The 16,961-nt window shown below is 32.8% G+C and carries 18 protein-coding genes, 3 tRNA genes and 1 pseudogene; 4 read left to right on the top strand and 18 right to left on the bottom strand.

The annotated features are described in order from the left end of the window. The first annotated feature begins 117 nt into the window (after positions 1-117). Positions 118-1,203, top strand: coding sequence for a 3-phosphoserine/phosphohydroxythreonine transaminase (gene serC, locus A9G35_RS05630; RefSeq protein ID WP_065636030.1), 1,086 nt, complete (start codon positions 118-120; stop codon positions 1,201-1,203). 63 nt (positions 1,204-1,266) lie between these two features. On the opposite strand, the gene A9G35_RS05625 is transcribed toward serC, so the two are convergent. Further along, entirely contained in the window at positions 1,267-1,626 is a 360-nt protein-coding gene (locus A9G35_RS05625) for a DUF4156 domain-containing protein (RefSeq protein ID WP_065636029.1), read from the bottom strand. A 213-nt stretch (positions 1,627-1,839) separates the two neighbouring features. On the opposite strand from A9G35_RS05625, the gene A9G35_RS05620 reads away from it, so the two are divergent. Next, positions 1,840-1,916, top strand: a tRNA-Ile gene (locus A9G35_RS05620). Positions 1,917-1,942: 26 nt separating this feature from the next. Here the strand turns inward: A9G35_RS05620 and A9G35_RS14095 are convergent. The 16 genes and pseudogenes from A9G35_RS14095 to A9G35_RS13860 all read right to left on the bottom strand — a co-directional run. Beyond that, positions 1,943-2,071, bottom strand: a pseudogene (locus A9G35_RS14095) (site-specific integrase); the annotation flags it as partial. A gap of 60 nt (positions 2,072-2,131) precedes the next feature. Then, entirely contained in the window at positions 2,132-2,731 is a 600-nt protein-coding gene (locus A9G35_RS05615; protein ID WP_065636028.1) for a hypothetical protein, read from the bottom strand. 446 nt (positions 2,732-3,177) lie between these two features. Further along, complete coding sequence (locus A9G35_RS05610; RefSeq protein ID WP_065636027.1) at positions 3,178-3,513, bottom strand: tyrosine-type recombinase/integrase; 336 nt, start codon at positions 3,511-3,513, stop codon at positions 3,178-3,180. 135 nt (positions 3,514-3,648) lie between these two features. Continuing rightward, a tRNA-Gly gene (locus A9G35_RS05605) sits at positions 3,649-3,724 on the bottom strand. A gap of 12 nt (positions 3,725-3,736) precedes the next feature. After that, positions 3,737-3,824, bottom strand: a tRNA-Leu gene (locus A9G35_RS05600). 207 nt (positions 3,825-4,031) lie between these two features. After that, positions 4,032-4,586 (bottom strand): CDP-diacylglycerol--glycerol-3-phosphate 3-phosphatidyltransferase, encoded by a 555-nt coding sequence (gene pgsA, locus A9G35_RS05595; RefSeq protein WP_065636026.1) that lies wholly within the window; start codon positions 4,584-4,586, stop codon positions 4,032-4,034. A 108-nt stretch (positions 4,587-4,694) separates the two neighbouring features. Further along, positions 4,695-6,530 (bottom strand): excinuclease ABC subunit UvrC, encoded by a 1,836-nt coding sequence (gene uvrC / locus A9G35_RS05590; protein WP_065636025.1) that lies wholly within the window; start codon positions 6,528-6,530, stop codon positions 4,695-4,697. A gap of 1 nt (position 6,531) precedes the next feature. After that, positions 6,532-7,287: an ABC transporter permease subunit gene (locus tag A9G35_RS05585; protein WP_065636024.1), complete on the bottom strand. Its 756-nt coding sequence runs from the start codon at positions 7,285-7,287 to the stop codon at positions 6,532-6,534. A 12-nt stretch (positions 7,288-7,299) separates the two neighbouring features. Further along, positions 7,300-8,028 carry an arginine ABC transporter permease ArtQ gene (artQ, locus tag A9G35_RS05580; protein WP_065636023.1) on the bottom strand — a complete coding sequence of 243 codons (729 nt, stop codon included), beginning with the start codon at positions 8,026-8,028 and terminating at the stop codon, positions 7,300-7,302. Positions 8,029-8,172: 144 nt separating this feature from the next. After that, positions 8,173-8,907, bottom strand: a complete 735-nt coding sequence (locus tag A9G35_RS05575) for a transporter substrate-binding domain-containing protein (RefSeq protein ID WP_065636022.1) — start codon at positions 8,905-8,907, stop codon at positions 8,173-8,175. A gap of 23 nt (positions 8,908-8,930) precedes the next feature. After that, positions 8,931-9,659 carry an arginine ABC transporter ATP-binding protein ArtP gene (gene artP / locus A9G35_RS05570; protein ID WP_065636021.1) on the bottom strand — a complete coding sequence of 243 codons (729 nt, stop codon included), beginning with the start codon at positions 9,657-9,659 and terminating at the stop codon, positions 8,931-8,933. Positions 9,660-9,821: 162 nt separating this feature from the next. Then, a complete protein-coding gene (locus tag A9G35_RS05565; RefSeq protein ID WP_081300119.1) occupies positions 9,822-10,469 on the bottom strand; it encodes an ElyC/SanA/YdcF family protein in 648 nt (215 codons plus the stop codon). A 1-nt stretch (position 10,470) separates the two neighbouring features. After that, positions 10,471-11,160 carry a CidB/LrgB family autolysis modulator gene (locus tag A9G35_RS05560; protein WP_065626818.1) on the bottom strand — a complete coding sequence of 230 codons (690 nt, stop codon included), beginning with the start codon at positions 11,158-11,160 and terminating at the stop codon, positions 10,471-10,473. Further along, complete coding sequence (locus A9G35_RS05555) at positions 11,157-11,612, bottom strand: CidA/LrgA family protein (RefSeq protein ID WP_081300118.1); 456 nt, start codon at positions 11,610-11,612, stop codon at positions 11,157-11,159. Before A9G35_RS05555 ends, A9G35_RS05560 begins: the two co-directional genes overlap by 4 nt. Positions 11,613-11,700: 88 nt before the next feature. Next, positions 11,701-13,146 (bottom strand): exodeoxyribonuclease I, encoded by a 1,446-nt coding sequence (gene sbcB / locus A9G35_RS05550; RefSeq protein ID WP_065636020.1) that lies wholly within the window; start codon positions 13,144-13,146, stop codon positions 11,701-11,703. 222 nt (positions 13,147-13,368) lie between these two features. Next, positions 13,369-13,956: a serine O-acetyltransferase gene (locus tag A9G35_RS13860; protein ID WP_065636019.1), complete on the bottom strand. Its 588-nt coding sequence runs from the start codon at positions 13,954-13,956 to the stop codon at positions 13,369-13,371. Between the two features lie 1,245 nt (positions 13,957-15,201). On the opposite strand from A9G35_RS13860, the gene A9G35_RS05540 reads away from it, so the two are divergent. Together A9G35_RS05540 and A9G35_RS05535 are read left to right on the top strand one after the other, a co-directional pair. Continuing rightward, entirely contained in the window at positions 15,202-15,768 is a 567-nt protein-coding gene (locus A9G35_RS05540; RefSeq protein WP_141673782.1) for a hypothetical protein, read from the top strand. A 19-nt stretch (positions 15,769-15,787) separates the two neighbouring features. Continuing rightward, the gene (locus A9G35_RS05535; protein ID WP_065636017.1) at positions 15,788-16,135 is read left to right on the top strand and encodes a hypothetical protein; all 348 of its coding nucleotides are present in this window, start codon (positions 15,788-15,790) and stop codon (positions 16,133-16,135) included. 249 nt (positions 16,136-16,384) lie between these two features. Here A9G35_RS05535 and A9G35_RS05530 read toward each other — a convergent pair. After that, positions 16,385-16,961, bottom strand: a 577-nt coding sequence (locus A9G35_RS05530) for an IMPACT family protein (RefSeq protein WP_065636016.1), incomplete at its 5' end; no start/stop codon positions are given.

The following is a 16,961-nucleotide window of genomic DNA, read 5'->3' as shown; positions in this document are numbered from 1 at the left end:
GTATTTTTATACTGAAACACATAGTTACCTGAAACTTTTTAACAAAAAATATGATTGTATATCTATTCATACAGTGTAAAAATAGAGTTCTTTTTGAATGGATCAAAGTGAATTGCAATGAATAAAAGTTATAATTTTAGTGCCGGCCCAGCAAAATTGCCTGCTGAAGTTTTAAAACAAGTTCAAACTGAATTATTAAATTGGCATAATACTGGCGCATCAGTCATGGAATTAAGCCATAGAGGTAAAGATTTTGATGCCTGTGCTATTGAGGCCACCAACGACCTACGAGAAATCTTAAACGTTCCTAATAATTACAAAATTCTTTATTGCCAAGGTGGAGCCAGAGCACAATTTGCTGCAGTTCCATTAAATATTTTAGGAAATAAAACCAGTGCCGACTATATTAACAGTGGTTATTGGAGCCAATGCGCAATCAAAGAAGCCAGCAAATATTGCCAAGTTAATGAACAAAATGTTGTTATCAAACAAAACGGACTAACGGCTGTTAAATCTATGTCAGAATGGCAATTAAATGATAATGCTGCCTATGTACACTATTGTCCAAACGAAACAATTGATGGCGTTCAAATCTTTGAAGAACCCAACTTTGGTGACAAAACCGTTGTAGCTGACTTATCATCGTGTATATTATCGCAACCTATTGACATAAATCGATATGGCATAATTTATGCGGGTGCTCAAAAAAATATTGGTCCATCAGGTATTACCATTATCATTGTGCGAGAAGATCTAATTGGCCATGCAAAAAAAATGTTACCATCAGTACTAGATTACAAAATCTTAATGGACAACGATTCAATGTTTAACACTCCACCTACATTTGCATGGTATTTGTCGGGGCTAGTGTTTAAATGGATAAAAAGTCTTGGTGGACTAAAAGCAATGCAGCAACGAAACCAAGCTAAAGCACAATCACTATATCAATTCATCGACCAATCTAATTTTTATCGAAATACTGTTGCAGTAGCTAATCGGTCAATTATGAATATTACTTTTTTATCACCAAATGAAGAGTTGGATAAAAAATTTGTAAGCGAAGCAACTCAAGCTAACATTATTGGCATTAAAGGTCACCGAATTGCTGGAGGAATGCGCGCATCTATTTATAATGCCATGGATCAAGACGGCGTAAATTATTTAATTGATTTTATGCAGCGATTTGAAAAACAAAATGGCTAAATTAACTCAAAATATTACAAGTCATTACTATCAGCAAAAAGGGAGGCAAACCTCCCTTTTTCATTATTTACAGCTATAAACTTCACCAACCATAACGGCATCTGTCGGTGCAATATCAGAAATATATTGCATTGAAGTATCCTGTGCATTATAAATCACATTGCCACCCATCGCAGCCGCCTTATTCATCAATTCTGTTGCAGCATCACGAATAAGTTCGCTATGTGTTTTAAGACCAGAAAAGAAACTACTACGGCGTCCTTCTGCTTTACCCAATAATTGACAAGAAGCAGCAGGTTTAGTATCTATGAATTGAACATGACTACCGGCAGAAGTAAGTTGATGATTAGAGTTACTACATGCACTTAAAAGTAAAGTTGCTGATACCGCAACACCAATCACTAGTGATTTTTTGGTAAACATAAAATTCCCTCATCCAATATAACAACGAATAATAGCTTAAATTATTGTATCAGTTTAGTTAAACAAAGAATATCAGTAATTGAGTTCGCACAAAATCTAATAAAGCACAGATTAATAAATAATCAAACCAATCTATTTTATTAATTAATTGTAGCAAATTGGATTTAACTCTATTATAATCGCAACCCTACTAACTCAGTAGCACATCCAAATGGCCCCTTAGCTCAGTTGGTCAGAGCAGTCGACTCATAATCGATTGGTCACTGGTTCAAGTCCAGTAGGGGCCACCATTTAACGATATAATTTATATAAGTTTTTAAGAATTTCTTAGATTTTTCATTGTGTCATTGAATAAGCCTTGTGCCGTAAATGTGACATTGTTTGCAAATTCAAGCATATGATCTGCGTTCAAGTGAGCGTATTTATTCACCATCTCTAACACCTCCATCTACCAAGTAAAAAGCACAATTTTTTGCGACAAACTTATAGTTAATATATTATCTAGTCACCAACCAATTCCATTGCAGTATGTCTTTGTTGTTACAGGGGCGATGCTTTCAAAGTTATTTTTAATCATACATTGTTCAAAATAATAATTTGTATAAAATGGGATATCAGGACCTATTCCCTCATAATCATATAATATATCATCTTTTGGAATATAACGGGCACACGCCTTATTTAATCTATCAGCACTAGGAAAGTTGTCATTGTCGTCATAAGCTAAAAATTTGGTGAGGATTTGTTCTGTTGTACCTGTCAATTTTTTAGTGCTTTTACCAAAATAATGGTCCTCAATATAATTGTGTTGAATCCAAACAGCATCAGGTAAATATTCTTGGGATATATGTCCATCAGTACATAACTGGGTAAAAATATTAATAAGAACAATTCTTGCATTCTCTGCTTCTTGGCTACATTTTTTTATATCGAGCTTTGAAGCTTTAGATTTTTTATTATCAACTGATTGCCAATATGCATTCCTATAATCATGAAATGTCGATTTAAATGTACCAAAAAGGCAATATTCTCCACGACTTGAGCAAGATGTAGAAATAATAGCAATAATAGGAACAACAAAAAGTATTACTTTTACTTTAGCCATTGATTATTCTCACTTTCAATTTATGTGAACTCATTTTTATATTAATTTATGTAATATTCTATAGGGATAATAATAGATGTAAATACTTCATTTTTAGCACAAAACCAATGTAGAAAATTATGCTACTTACTTTCGTGTTTTAAATTCAATGGAAGTGATATTAAGTTGTGATTTTAAACTTAACTTGGCAACTATTTGTATAAGATTACGATTTTTGGAACCAAGTTTTTTAAGTGTTTGATATCTGAACTTTTCATAATGGTGTATTTTAAAATTGGTGTTATCCATGACATACTTTTGACAAAGCGCTTTAACTAGAATGTTTGCTTCTACTTTTTTTAATATCGATACGATTTGGTGCTTATCATTTTTTTCATATTCAAATTCTCTTTTACTTTTATCTCAAAAAATTTTCTACTATTTGGCTGTACTATTTTAGGGGGTAGTTACAGAGTGAATACATATTCACAACTATCTCTAAATCTTAATTTGCGTATTAACTCCATTGCGTCATGATTTAGTAATAAAGCCCTTGTTTTTCCTGATTTTGCGTTTTCGTTAGTAACAGTTGCTACACGATTAACAAGATCAACATTGTGCCACGTTAGTGTAAATATCTCACTCATCCGCACACCCGTTGATAGCGCAAAAAACAAACGTTTTTCATCCATTGTAATTTTAGGTTCTGGATGAGCAAGCTTGCTTTTCCTTTGTGAACCACCTGGCTCTGACTTTAGGCTCCCATAACGAGGAATGTAGGGAACAGCATCAATACAGTTCATTTTATAAGCTCAATTAAATTTGTGCTAGAGTGAGAGGTTTATAATATTGCTATTATTTTTAGTTTTGTTAAAAACTTTCAGGAAAGCTATACGTTTAAGTATAAAAATTAAGAAAATTCGTTAAATTAAAAAATTTGGAGCGGGAAACGAGGTTCGAACTCGCGACCCCGACCTTGGCAAGGTCGTGCTCTACCAACTGAGCTATTCCCGCATAGGTAAGAAGTGGTGCCCGGGGCGAGACTTGAACTCGCACGGCCAAAAAGGCCGAGGGATTTTAAATCCCTTGTGTCTACCGATTTCACCACCCGGGCTCAAAATTAATTACTAAAAGTAACTGCGCTTTGAATGGTGTGCATTTTACCTATCTTATCATTGCAGTCAATAAAAATTTTAAATTAATTGTTTAATTGCTCAATGTTTAACTTATTTTATATTTAAAACAGATTATTTTTAGTTTTATAGAATAAAAAGTGTAATTTTTTAATTAAATACTTTATGTAAAAAATACTTTAAAAAAGTTATTCTTCATCAAGTAAATCACTATGTGCTATCCATAAATATTGCAACATTGATAATAGCGTTAATACTGTTGCAATAAACAATGCTGCAAGACCTGCGTAAATAACAATGTCACAAGGACGCCAAAGTAGCCAAGTTAATGCTGTCATTTGTGCTATCGTTTTGATTTTCCCAATTGACGAAACAGCTACATTGTTACGTTTACCAATTTCAGCCATCCATTCCCGTAAGGCCGATATTATAATTTCTCGTGAAACAATAATAATTGCAGGGATTGAGATCCACCATGATTGATAATATTGTGTAATTAAAACAAGCGCTATTGTTACTATGATTTTGTCGGCGACTGGATCTAAAAATGCGCCAAACTTGGTTGTCTGTCCTAGGCGGCGAGCAAGATAACCATCTAATACATCAGTCACGGCCGCAATTAAAAAAATTAATGCAGAGAAAAAACCAGACCATTCATGAGGGAACAAATAAAATGCCAGCACAAAAAAAGGAATTAAAATAACTCGAAATAGTGTTAAAAATGTTGGAAAATTAATTTTCATGTGACAAAAGCTCTTTTTTTATTTTATTAATCAATGCATTATAGATTAATAAAAAACAGTATTTTCTTAATGATTATGTTGCCTGAAATATGTTATTTTTTCAATGGGTTATTGTTGTAAATTTAGATAAATTTTTTCAGCTAATTGTTTTGATATACCTTGTACTTGCGCTATTTCATCAATACTGGCATTTTTTAACTCTCTTAATCCACCAAAATGTTTCAGTAGTGCTTGACGCCTTTTAGCACCAATACCTTCAATATGTTCTAAGGCGCTGTCGGTTAATTGTTTTGTCCCTTTTTTACGTTGACCAACAATAGCATGATCATGTGATGCATTTCTTATTTGCTGAATAAGTAATAGGGCAGGTGAGTGATCATCAAGATAATACCCTTTACCGTGTGCTTCAAAAAATAGTGTCTCTAGTCCTTCTTTGCGCTCAGCTCCTTTAGCAACTCCAATTAGAATAGGATGATTTTTATTCCAATTTACTTCTAATTCTTCAAATACCTTTAATGCTTGGTTAAGTTGTCCTTTACCACCGTCGATAAAAATAATATCGGGGACTTTGTCGATAGGCAGATCTTTTTTATTGTAACGGCGCGTTAAGACTTGTTCCATTGCCGCATAATCATCGCCAGGTGTGATACCAGTAATATTATAACGACGGAATTCAGATTTAACAGGTCCTTTATCATCAAAAACAACACAAGATGCAATGGTGTTTTTACCCATAAAATGGCTGATATCAAAACATTCCATTCTATTAATTTTGTCAATTTTTAAAAAATCTTTTAATCCGTCATAACGTTGTTTTATTGTGGAATTTTCTAATAGCTTATTTTTAACTTCAGTTTGAGCGTTTACTGTTGCAATATTGAGTAATTTAAGATTATCTCCTTTAGGTTCATCAATGAGTTTAACTTGATGCTCTGCAATAAGTGACAGTGTCTCTTCCATTGGTTGTTTATCTGATAATGAAAAATTGAGTAAAATTTTTCTCGGAATATTTCTATTCTGGTTACCTTGTAGATAAAATTGTCCTAAAAAAGTTTCTATAACTTCTTCTAGTTCTGTATTTGATGGTACTTTAGGAAAGTATGATCGATGACCAAAAGTTTGCCCATTCCGAATAAACAGTACATAGATACAAGCTAATCCTAATTCATAATGGAATCCAATAACATCAAGATTATCATTATTATTGTATATTGCTTGTTTTTCATTAATGTGTTTTATTGCTTGAAGTTGATCACGCAAAACCGCTGCTTTTTCAAAGTTGAGTTCGCTACTAGCTTTTTGCATATCTTCAGTTATTTTTTGTATTATCTGATCTGATTGACCAGATAAAAATAATCTAACATAGTTAACTTGTTCTAGGTAATCTTCATCACTGACTAATCCAGACACACAAGGCCCTAAGCAACGTTTAATTTGATATTGTAGGCAGGGGCGAGTTCGGTTGCGATAGGTTGAATTTAAACACTGTCTTATTGGAAATGTTTTTTGTAATAAAGCTAATATTTGCTTTACTGCATATCCACTTGGATAAGGGCCAAAAAATTCATCTTTTTTTCGATTGACCACACCACGATAAAGAGACAATTGCGGATGTTGTTCTTTGCTTAACTTTATAAAAGGGTAACTTTTGTCATCTTTTAACAGTACATTGTATCGGGGTTGGTACTTTTTAATATAAGTCTGTTCAAGCAGTAAGGCTTCGGTTTCGGTATTGGTAATCGTGAATTCGATACGATGGATATGGCTGACTAGCATATCCGTTTTTAATGTTTTTTTGCTGTTATTAAAATAGCTTTTTAGTCGATTATTAAGATCTTTGGCTTTTCCCACATAAATAATGGTTTCTTTATCATTAAACATTTGATAAATACCCGGTTTATGTGGGACTGTTTTTAAAAAAGAATTTGAATCAAATTGGCTCATATTAGTTTTCGAAGGTGAGGGCTTTTTTTTCTATAATCCTCATAATGGTGCTAAGTAAGCCATTTATCAAGAGGTAAACTAAGCCTGCAACAATAAAAATAGAAAAATCATAATAATCACTATTTAATTGGTTGCTATATCCCATAATGTCCATGATGGGAATCATTGATGCTAATGCCGTACCTTTTACAACAAAGACAACCTCATTAGAGTAAGTTGAAAGTGCTCGTTTTAATGCATAAGGTAAAATAACTTTTAATGTTTGTCTTTTATCCATACCAAGTGCTTCACAAGCTTGCCATTGGCCTTTTGGTAAAGATTTTAGCGCACCGTAAAAAATTTGCGTAGTATAAGCTGTACTATTAAGTGTTAAGGCTAAGTATGCACAAAACCAAGGTGATGAAATGAATTTGTAAAATGCAGGTACTTTACTTAATGTCTCAAATGCTAAGGTTAAGTATGCACAAAACCAAGGCGATGAAGCGAATTTATAAAATATAGGTACTTTACTTAATATTTCGCTAAATTGCGATGAGCCATAATAGATTAAAAATAGTTGTACAAGTAGTGGGGAACCCGTAAATAAAATAATATATGTACGAATCGCTTTCGTTAAAGCATACGAATTTAATGACAATAAACACGATAAAATGATTGCCAGCAATCCTGCCGATAAAATCCCTAAAATTCCTAAGCTTAATGTATTAGGCAGACCTTGGAGTATGATTTTAAGGTAATAAATAAAAGTATCAAACATAATAAGACCTTACTAACTTTTTGCTGATGTTGGTTGTTCAAAATAGGTTGAACACTTTTCAATTCGAGATATAACTTTTTGACTTAAAATTGAGATGATTAAATAGATAATCATTGCAATGAAATACCATAAAAAAGGTTGATTTGTTCGAGCTATAATTGCTTTTGTTTGCATCATTAAATCATTAATGGCAATAGCTGATACTAGTGCTGTATCTTTTAATAAAATTAGCCATTGATTACTTAATCCTGGTAATGCGTGGCGCCACATTTGTGGCATTATAATACGAAAAAACGTGCGTGATTTGCTAAGTCCAAGTACTTGGGCTGCTTGCCTCTGTCCATTTGAAATTGCTTTAAATGCACCACGAAGTGTTTGTGAAGCATAGACAGCATACAAAAGTGAAAGGGCAGCAACACCACATAAAAAAGGGTTAATATTAAAATCTTGAATGTCTAGCTGTATTGTTAATGAGATAAAGTAAAGGTTAACGGTAAAACCATCATTTAATAATATGAGTAACAGCGGTAATCCGTTATAAATAGCGACAACAATTAATAGTTCAGGTAAAGCTCGAATCGTTAAATTAAAAAGTGACATTAACCATGCAACAGGCTTAATTGAAGACAATTCTAATAGCGTAAAAATAAAGGCAAAAAATATGCCTACCACTAATGATACTAAAGCTAATGATAATGTAATTGATGTCGCTTGTGCTAGTGGCAATATATATCCATCCATCAAAGATAGAATCCAATTTATTTTATTCGTTAGAAAGTCTGACATAAGAAAACCGTTGTTAAATTAACATTGTTTAATAAAAAATAAACTCGCCACAAGGTATGCGGCGAGATCATTATGACGTCGATTTTTGCTATTTAATAACTACTTGTTAAACCATTTTTTATAAATGGTGTCTAATTCACCATTTGCTTTTAGTTTATCAAGGGCTTGGTTAAATTGATTCAATAATTGATCATTACCTTTACGTACTGCTATACCTAAACCTTCACCAAAAAACTCGTGATCGGTGATTTTATCTGCTAGTGGTACAATATCAGTTTCTTTATCTAGCCATTCACCAGCAACAATTGAGCTTGATACGATCGCATCAATTCGCTTCGCTTTTAAATCTAAAAAAGCAAATTGATAACTATCGTAACTGACTTGTTTAACATCAGGGTATTTTTCAGTTAGGTATTTTGGATAAGTTGTCCCTTTTTGAATACCAACTCGTTTACCTTTTAATTGATCAAGGCTAGTTAATGTATCTTTTAAGGTAACAAATTGGATTGAACTATCATCATAATAAATTTTAGTGAAATCAACTTGTTTTTGACGCTCAGGAGTTACATCAATTCCTGCTATTGCTGCATCAATGCGACGTGTTTTTAAGCTTGGAATTAAGCCGTCAAAAGATTGATTAACAATTTTGCAAGAGGCTTTGATTTCGTCGCAAATTTTATTAATCACATCAACATCGAATCCAACAATTTCATTTTTTTCATTCGTAAATTCAAACGGCGCATAAGTTGCTTCTGTGCCGATTGTTAAGGTGTCTGCTGCTTGAGCTACAAAAGCAGTTCCTGCAAGACAAATGGCTAGTAACGTTTTTTTCATATATCCACCTAATTTTATTTTAATTAATGTGACAAATAAGCTTTAAACTCTTCAGTTTTAGGATGAGCAAAACATTCAAGTTGACCTTGCTCTATAATTTTACCGTGTTCCATATAAATTACTTGTGAAGCAACTTTGCGAGCAAAATCGACTTCATGAGTAACTATAATTTGTGTAATACCAGTCTGCGACAGTTCATTAATAATTTCAGCAACTTGTGAAGTGATAGCTGGATCTAATGCCGCTGTTGGTTCATCAAATAATAAGATTTGTGGCTCCATCATTAATGCTCTAGCTATTGCAACACGTTGCTGTTGTCCACCAGAAAGGTGAAGCGGGTAGCGTTGTGCCATATCATCAATTTGCAATCTTTGTAATATCGCCATTGCTTTATCGCAAGCTTCTTTTTTAGATAACTTTAATACTTGGCAAGGTGCTTCAATCAAATTTTCTAGTACCGTCAAATGCGGCCATAAATTATAGTTTTGAAATACCATGCCTACATTTTTACGGAGATGTCTAATTGTTGATTCACTGATTTTTTCAGAAAAATCAAAATGGGTGTTAGCAATAGTCATCTGCCCTGATTTAGGTATTTCAAGTAAATTAAATACTTTTAATAAAGAGCTTTTTCCTGCTCCACTTTGACCAAGTAAAACAATAGTTTCACCAAGTGGATAACAGAGTGAAACATCATTTAAAGCCTGATGTTTACCATAAAAACAGTTAATATGGTTTAATTCAATATTCATTGTTAGTTATACATTTTTCTTGATGCTAAATTTGATTAAATATTACTTTTTCCTGCATAAAAATGCAATCTAATTTATTAGACAAGTTCTCTTTTGTCTGGTTTTTATACTTAAAGATGCACTTTCCTGAAAGTTTTTACAATCTTTTGTTATTTAGGATGGTTATTGAGCATTAGATAAAATAGGAATTACAGGGCCAAGATATCTAGGTTCTTTTTTTAGAATATAAAGATCAATAAATGCACTAACACGCGCAAACATTTCGCGGATACGGACTAACTTCATATTTTTAGGGGAGGGTACAGCAAAACATTGTGCTTGTATGTCTTGAGCAAGGGCAATAAAAATGGCTCGTTCGCAATGAAACTCTTGAGTGATAATAGTAAAATTATTTGCATCAAATACTTTATTGGCACGAACCACTGAATCGAAAGTTCTAAAACCTGCATAATCCAAAACGATCACATCGCTAGGAATTCCAGCTTTTATCAAATCCTTCTTCATAGTAATTGGTTCGTTGTAGCTTAAAAGAGCGTTATCACCACTTAATAATAAATAATCAACTTTGTTTTGCCAATAAAGATCAATTGCTCCATCAATACGATTACGATAAAAATCATTTAAACCTCCTCCTCGAACATATTTCGATGTTCCAAGTACAACACCAATAGTCCGGTAAGGAAGTTTGTTTTCATCATGATAAATATAAGGGGCTGTTTTATAGCTGATCCAATAATCTAAACCTACAATAGCAGTTATTGAAATCAAGCAGAAACTAGCAATATAAGCAATAAGCTTTTTTAATTTCATGCTAAAACCAGTTAAAAATAAATACCATTATTGGAAATAAAAAAGGTGCTGTCAATGAGGTCATAACACCACATAAAACTAATGATAACGAACTATACGCACCTTCGTTATAATCAACTTCAATACAACGGGCAGTGCCGACAGCATGTGAAACAGCACCGATAGCTAATCCTCTTGCTGGTGCTGATTTTATTTTTACTAAATTTAATATTTGATGTCCAAATATACCGCCTAATGTTCCAACTAATATCACGCATAATGCAGCTATTGACGGTATACCATCTTGATTACTTGCAATTGTTACTGCAATGGCAGTAGTAACAGATTTAGGTAGCACAGATGCAGCAATCTCAATACTTCCACCTAACCAAAATACAATACAAACACCGGTTATCATTGAAGCAAGCGATGCGGTAAAAGTAATAATCATTATTGACTTCCAACGAGCTTTAATTTGGGGAATAAGTTCATATAAAGGATAGGCGAGAGCAACAACAGAATAAGGCAATAGTTTATTAATGATTTGTACGTTGTCAACGTATTGTGTGTAACTGGTGTTTGTTATCAGTAAAATTGGAATTAATACTATTACCGTAATCACTAGGGGATTAAATAACGGATTTTTTATTTTAAATGATATTTTTCTAATAATGAAGAAAACAAAAAGCGTTAATGGTAGCATCCATATCATGGCTGATTGACCTCATCTTTTGGTGATGAAATTGAATTTTTTGCTGCGATTTTATGACATTGTTCTGTTAAAAATGCGGTTAGAAGCAATACAATAAGAGAACCACCTACACAGCCAAATATAATCGGAACCCAATTTTGTAATAAAAGTGAATAATTATCCATAATCCCCATTGCTGCAGGAATAAATAATAATGTCATGTAACGCATGAATAGATTACAGCTATTTTTGATCCAGCAAGTGGGAATTAACTGAAATGCAAGTAAAAAGAACAGGATCAATAAACCAATAATACTGCCAGGAATTATTATAGGTAATATTTTAGAAAAAATATTACCTACCCATAAACAAAGAGTTAATATGACCAATCCACGACCATAACTAAAAAAAGTATAGTATAAAGAATATAGTCTATGTCTGATGGTGGCGTGCTTAGCTAGAAAATGTTTCATAACGTAAATGCTATTAATCTTAATTATAAATTATGACGGATGCTAGAGTGACATAAAGTTATTTGTCTATATGATACGCTCGTCAAAATTAATTACCAACTAAATAATGGCAGTAATGATAAAGTTGTTTAATTATTGCTAGTTTTTCTGGTTGCTGAATATAAGTTTCAGCATATTGTTCTAATATTAATAAGTAATCTTGAATTTTTGGGGTGTTGAGTTTATCGCGACAATAATCTTTCCAAATAATCTGTTCATGCTCTGTTAATGTTTGTGGGTAATTTCGCGCTTTATAACGAAAAAATAGTGTTGGTAAACGAGGATCATCAAACGTTAATGATAAACTATCTAATAGATGAATTGGAGTTGTTCGAATAGTCTCGCAGCGTAACTTATCTTGGTTATTTAGAAATTTTCCATAAATTTGAGCATCAACATCAGCGTTAATAGTATTAATAGGACTATTATTATCAATATTAAATAACGTCTGTATTTTATTTTGTAATAAATTTTGATTTTCTAACAATTTATGTTGGTTTATTAAACATTGCTCTATATCAATGTTAAACCGTTCAGCATTTTCAGGTAATAATGTTTTTAATGGTGCAATAACAGGACATTTATTGATATGAACCAATTTTAAAGGTATTCGTGATTCACCTAATTGTAGATCTTTAGTTTTGGTGTAGAGCCTTTCCTTTATTTGCTCAACAGGTAGATCGATTAAGAGATCTATATCTCCAGTTAAATCGCAAATAACAGCGGCACTATTTTGTACTGGATGCCAAATTATAGGTGAAACTAAAGATAGATTACCACGATGGCTACCTAACATACCTGATACATGAACTATTGGTGTCATATTAACTACATCAATAAGTTCAGCAACTTTATTTTTTTTACGTAATGAGAAAAAATAATTAAACAGTTTAGGTTGTTTTTCTTTTATTAATTTAGCCATTGCTATAGTTGCATAAACATCAGACATTGCATCATGTGCATGTTCATGCTTAATGTTATTTGCTTTTGTTAGATGTTCTAAACGAAAACTTGGTAGGCCTTCATCATTAGTTGGCCAATTAATTCCTTCTGGTCTTAGCGCATAACAAGCACGAACTACATCAAGTAGATCCCATCTTGAATTGTTGTGTTGCCAACAATAAGTATAAGGGTCATAAAAATTACGATATAAAAGATTACGCGTTACTTCATCATCAAAACGAATATTGTTATATCCTAAAATACAAGTATTAGGTTTGCTAAAAGCTTGATGAATTTGTCGAGTAAATTCAGCTTCACAAACTCCTTTGTTATTAGTTTCTTGAGGTGTTATGCCAGTAATTAGTACCGCTTCTGGATTGGGTAGATAGTCTTGAGCTTGACAACAATATATAACCAAAGGATCTTCAATAATATTAAAATTCTCATCAGTTCGAATTCCAGCAAATTGAGCAGGGCGATCTAATGCAGGATGAGTTCCAAATGTTTCATAATCGTGGAAGTAAAAACTTGGCTGTTCTTGGTTATTTTTCATTGTTTTTCTTTTCTCGTAATTGTTCTTTTATTTATTTAAATTCAATAAGATATAATAAATTTTTGTTCATTTTTGTTTTTAGCTATTTAAGCATTTTTTTAGTTGTTCACTTGCAAATATGTACAGATTGAGTACATAATTTTTAAGAAAACGTAGGTTGTTTAAATTTCATAATTTCAATATTTATTTTGTATTTACAGGGTCTTTGCTTACTTATACTATTCAATAGTGTTCAACAACATCATTCAGGATAATTATATTTGTTTTTTGCGTATAAACAGTGCAATTATCTGGAACGTCTTTATTTACAAATGACATTGCGCCGATTTTTACATTATTTCCTATTTTTATTTTACCGCCCAAAATCACGGAATTTGCTCCGATATAAACGTTATCACCGATTATGATGTTTACTGGCTCATGACCTATTCCTATTGTAACATTTTGATGAATAGTAAAATTTTCTCCTATAATTACATTTTTATTTATAGTGATAGAATAAGGATGAACAAGTGATAAATTTTTACCAATTTTGGCACCGAGCATTATATCAATACCAAATTTACTAATTAATTTTGACTGAATTTTTTTAGCAACATTTCTTTGTTTATCATTGCCGTGAATGTAAATCTCGTTAGCTAATCGCCACCAAAATAAATAGTTTTTTTGTGGTGATCGGGTTTTTATGTATGATTTTATTATTCGGTAAATAGATATTTTTTTACCAGAGGTTAGCTCAACAAGCCAACATTCTTTTAAATGAGTCAAATCATGCATTAATAAAAATTTAATTATGTGTATGTATTTCATAAACTACTCAATTTTATTAAATAACTTAAATATTAACAAAATGCACTATCAATCTTCAACTTACATATGAAGAAAAGTATCAAGTTGTTTACTGATCATGGTTAAAATAATTGGCTAAAATCGCATAAAACGTTTAAATCTTTGTGTTTTATCTTTTGCATTGCTGATTATGTCATACCTCAACTAAAAGTTCATATTACGCTTTTCGGCTTTCCATTAGTTTATGAGCAGGTAATTTTTGCTTGATATACTGGTTACCACAAAGTTTATCTAAATAAATCAACATATTAGAATTTTATCAAAAAGTTTCAGGGGTGTACTACGTTTATGTATAAAAACAAAAAATCAAAAAGATACTATCAAGCGAATATTCTCTAGTTTGCTGCATCGTTTCATTTTTAAGTAAAGGTAAACCGTAGGTATCAGTCTGTCGTATTTCTCTCAGAGCGGTTTTGTTATCGCGTTTAGTTTGCCGTTTTAATTTATCTTCAATCGATTTTTTGACTTTAACCAGACGTTTAATTCCCTAACTGATTGTTTTATAACGTTCATTTTTACTGGTTGCCACAAAAAGCTTTAATCGGGCTTTCTTTAGTGCGTTATAAATGGTAGGACGACTGACTATAAAGTGTTTAGCCAAATTGGTGATCGTTATTTTTCTTTTTGATATCAGCGTTCTATCGCTTGTCTGTGATAGGGCGTTAGTTTTGTTTTTTTATGGATATTTATTACAGTATTTCTCAAATTACTGTAAACAACGTGAGGCATTTCTACACTTTATGGCGTTAAGTTAATAATTTAAGATACATAGTAAATTTGCTAATTATAGCTGGTTAGCTTTTTAACTCAAAAATAACTTATTCACGAGCAATATCGTCAATATTTTTTGTAGTAATAGAGATTTATCTTGTGTTATACCTACCGTGAAGTCAGCAGTTAATACAATATTCTAATTAAAAAATTGCATAAAAAACTAGCCAAGTTTTTTTAAAATGGCTATACTTTAACCTCCTTAAAGGAATAGTTTATTAAACAATCAAATAAATATGAAAATTAAAATAAATCATTAATTTACTTGACAGGTGAACCGTAATACATTATCATTTTAGACTCCAGCACTGGCAAACCTATGTCTTAAATTTATCAAATAAACATACTAGTTGGATTTTTAGCCCCGCCACGTTTATATTTTCAAAGTTATCTTCCAAATTATTATCAAAATTATCCCGAAAAGTTCCGTTAGTATTGGTATTGTTATTATTGTCTTCTTTATGGAATTTACAGGCATTACCCGTTAAAAATGGTCGAAGGATTAATCGTAGTGATGCCGTAATACTGCCATCGTCACAATGGGGGGAGCTTAAATTTGTAAAGCCCAATCTTGAGCTGGGTGGACTCCATTTTGCTGGCCCTGCTGATATATGGCACCCAGATTATGGGTTCTTAGTTCAATCAACCGATCAGGGATCATATAACCTAAATTTTCCGACAACGGGCGCAAATGGGTTATATTTTGATTTAATCATAAGGGGAGATGCCGATGAATTAACATGGGGAACGCCAATTACGCATGATGGAATTACCGCTACAGTAACAAGAAAAACAAAATGTAATGCCCAATGCGATGTTGAATTTCGCGTTACACTAACAGGTCCAGAGGCAAGAAATCAATGGTTCAATCCTTATTCTAGTCGAATTGCTAGGCCAAGGTTACCGCTGACCTTTGAGTTAGTGGGGAGAGATAGAGAGGGGAACGAGGTAATTAAATATGGATTTGTCCTGCAAAAATGGTTCGTAGTTAGGGGGGGCTGAATTATATCACTACCCTGATATGGTAACTTGGTGTAGTGGTTTGGGTTATCGTGTGCCACAGGTTAAGGATCTGACTAACGCTGTTTGTTCTGGTATTGGCTCAGGTCCGAATTGCCAAGGCTCTATCGGCGCTACACCTCCATCAAAAAATAATAATTACCTGCGTACAATAGGTGCTGGATTATTTTCGGAGTGGGGCTTTATGTATCATTACGCTGGTGCGGACTTCGTTGACCAAAACTATTGGACAAGTGACACGACTAGAATAGGGCAGTTTAGTGGTCAGTTTGATGTGGGAGCTAGTAACGGTGATATTTTTTGGTTCAGGACTTCTATTATTAATTATGGTCTTTGCACCACCCCTTAGTTTTTATGACTTAGTTATTAATCTTTATGGTGCTGATGATATTCTGATATTAATAAAGAATAATCAATAAAAGAATAAAATTCCAGTGCGAGGAGGACAGCCAAAATAGCAAAGCCTGAGAGCTTTGCATTTTAATGACTTAAAGTCCAAAAGCACTTTTATTAAAAATTAAACTTGATACAACAAAAGATAATCAATAAAAAAATTAATCTTTTATAAAATAAAATCAATATTCTACCTGAGTGATTCTTATAGTTCAATAATAACTCGTCCACGAGTGATGTCGCTAATATTTTTTTGTAGGAGTTGCAATTTGTCTTTTGTGATAGCGACGTTTACTTTTACACCTTCAGCATCAAACTCTTGATTTTCAACAATGGAATCAAGTTCCTTTAGACGATTTTCGATAATTGGCCATTCGTTATAATAACAGTGAAATTGTAGCGTTATGCGGGCAATGAGTTCAATTAGCTCAGCTTGTTGTAAGCAGTGGCTAGCCGAACCGCCATAGGCACGAATTAATCCTCCAGTACCTAATTTTATGCCACCAAAGTAACGAGTCACTACTACAACCACTTGGTCACAATCTTGTCCTTCAATGGCTGAAAGAATAGGGCGACCTGCTGTACTAGTGGGCTCGCCATCGTCATTAAATCGGTATTGTTGTCCAATCTTCCATGCCCAGCAGTTGTGGGTGGCGTTGAGATCGCTTATTTGATTAATAAAGTCGGTGGCTTGTTCAGCTGATGTGACTGGCGCTGCATTGACAATAAAACGACTTTTTTTGATTTCTTCTGTTAACTCGGTAGGATTTGCTAATGTATAT

The organism is Gilliamella sp. Choc5-1, assembly GCF_001690595.1.
Lineage (GTDB): Bacteria > Pseudomonadota > Gammaproteobacteria > Enterobacterales > Orbaceae > Gilliamella > Gilliamella apicola_M.
This window is presented reverse-complemented; position numbering and strand designations above follow the sequence as displayed.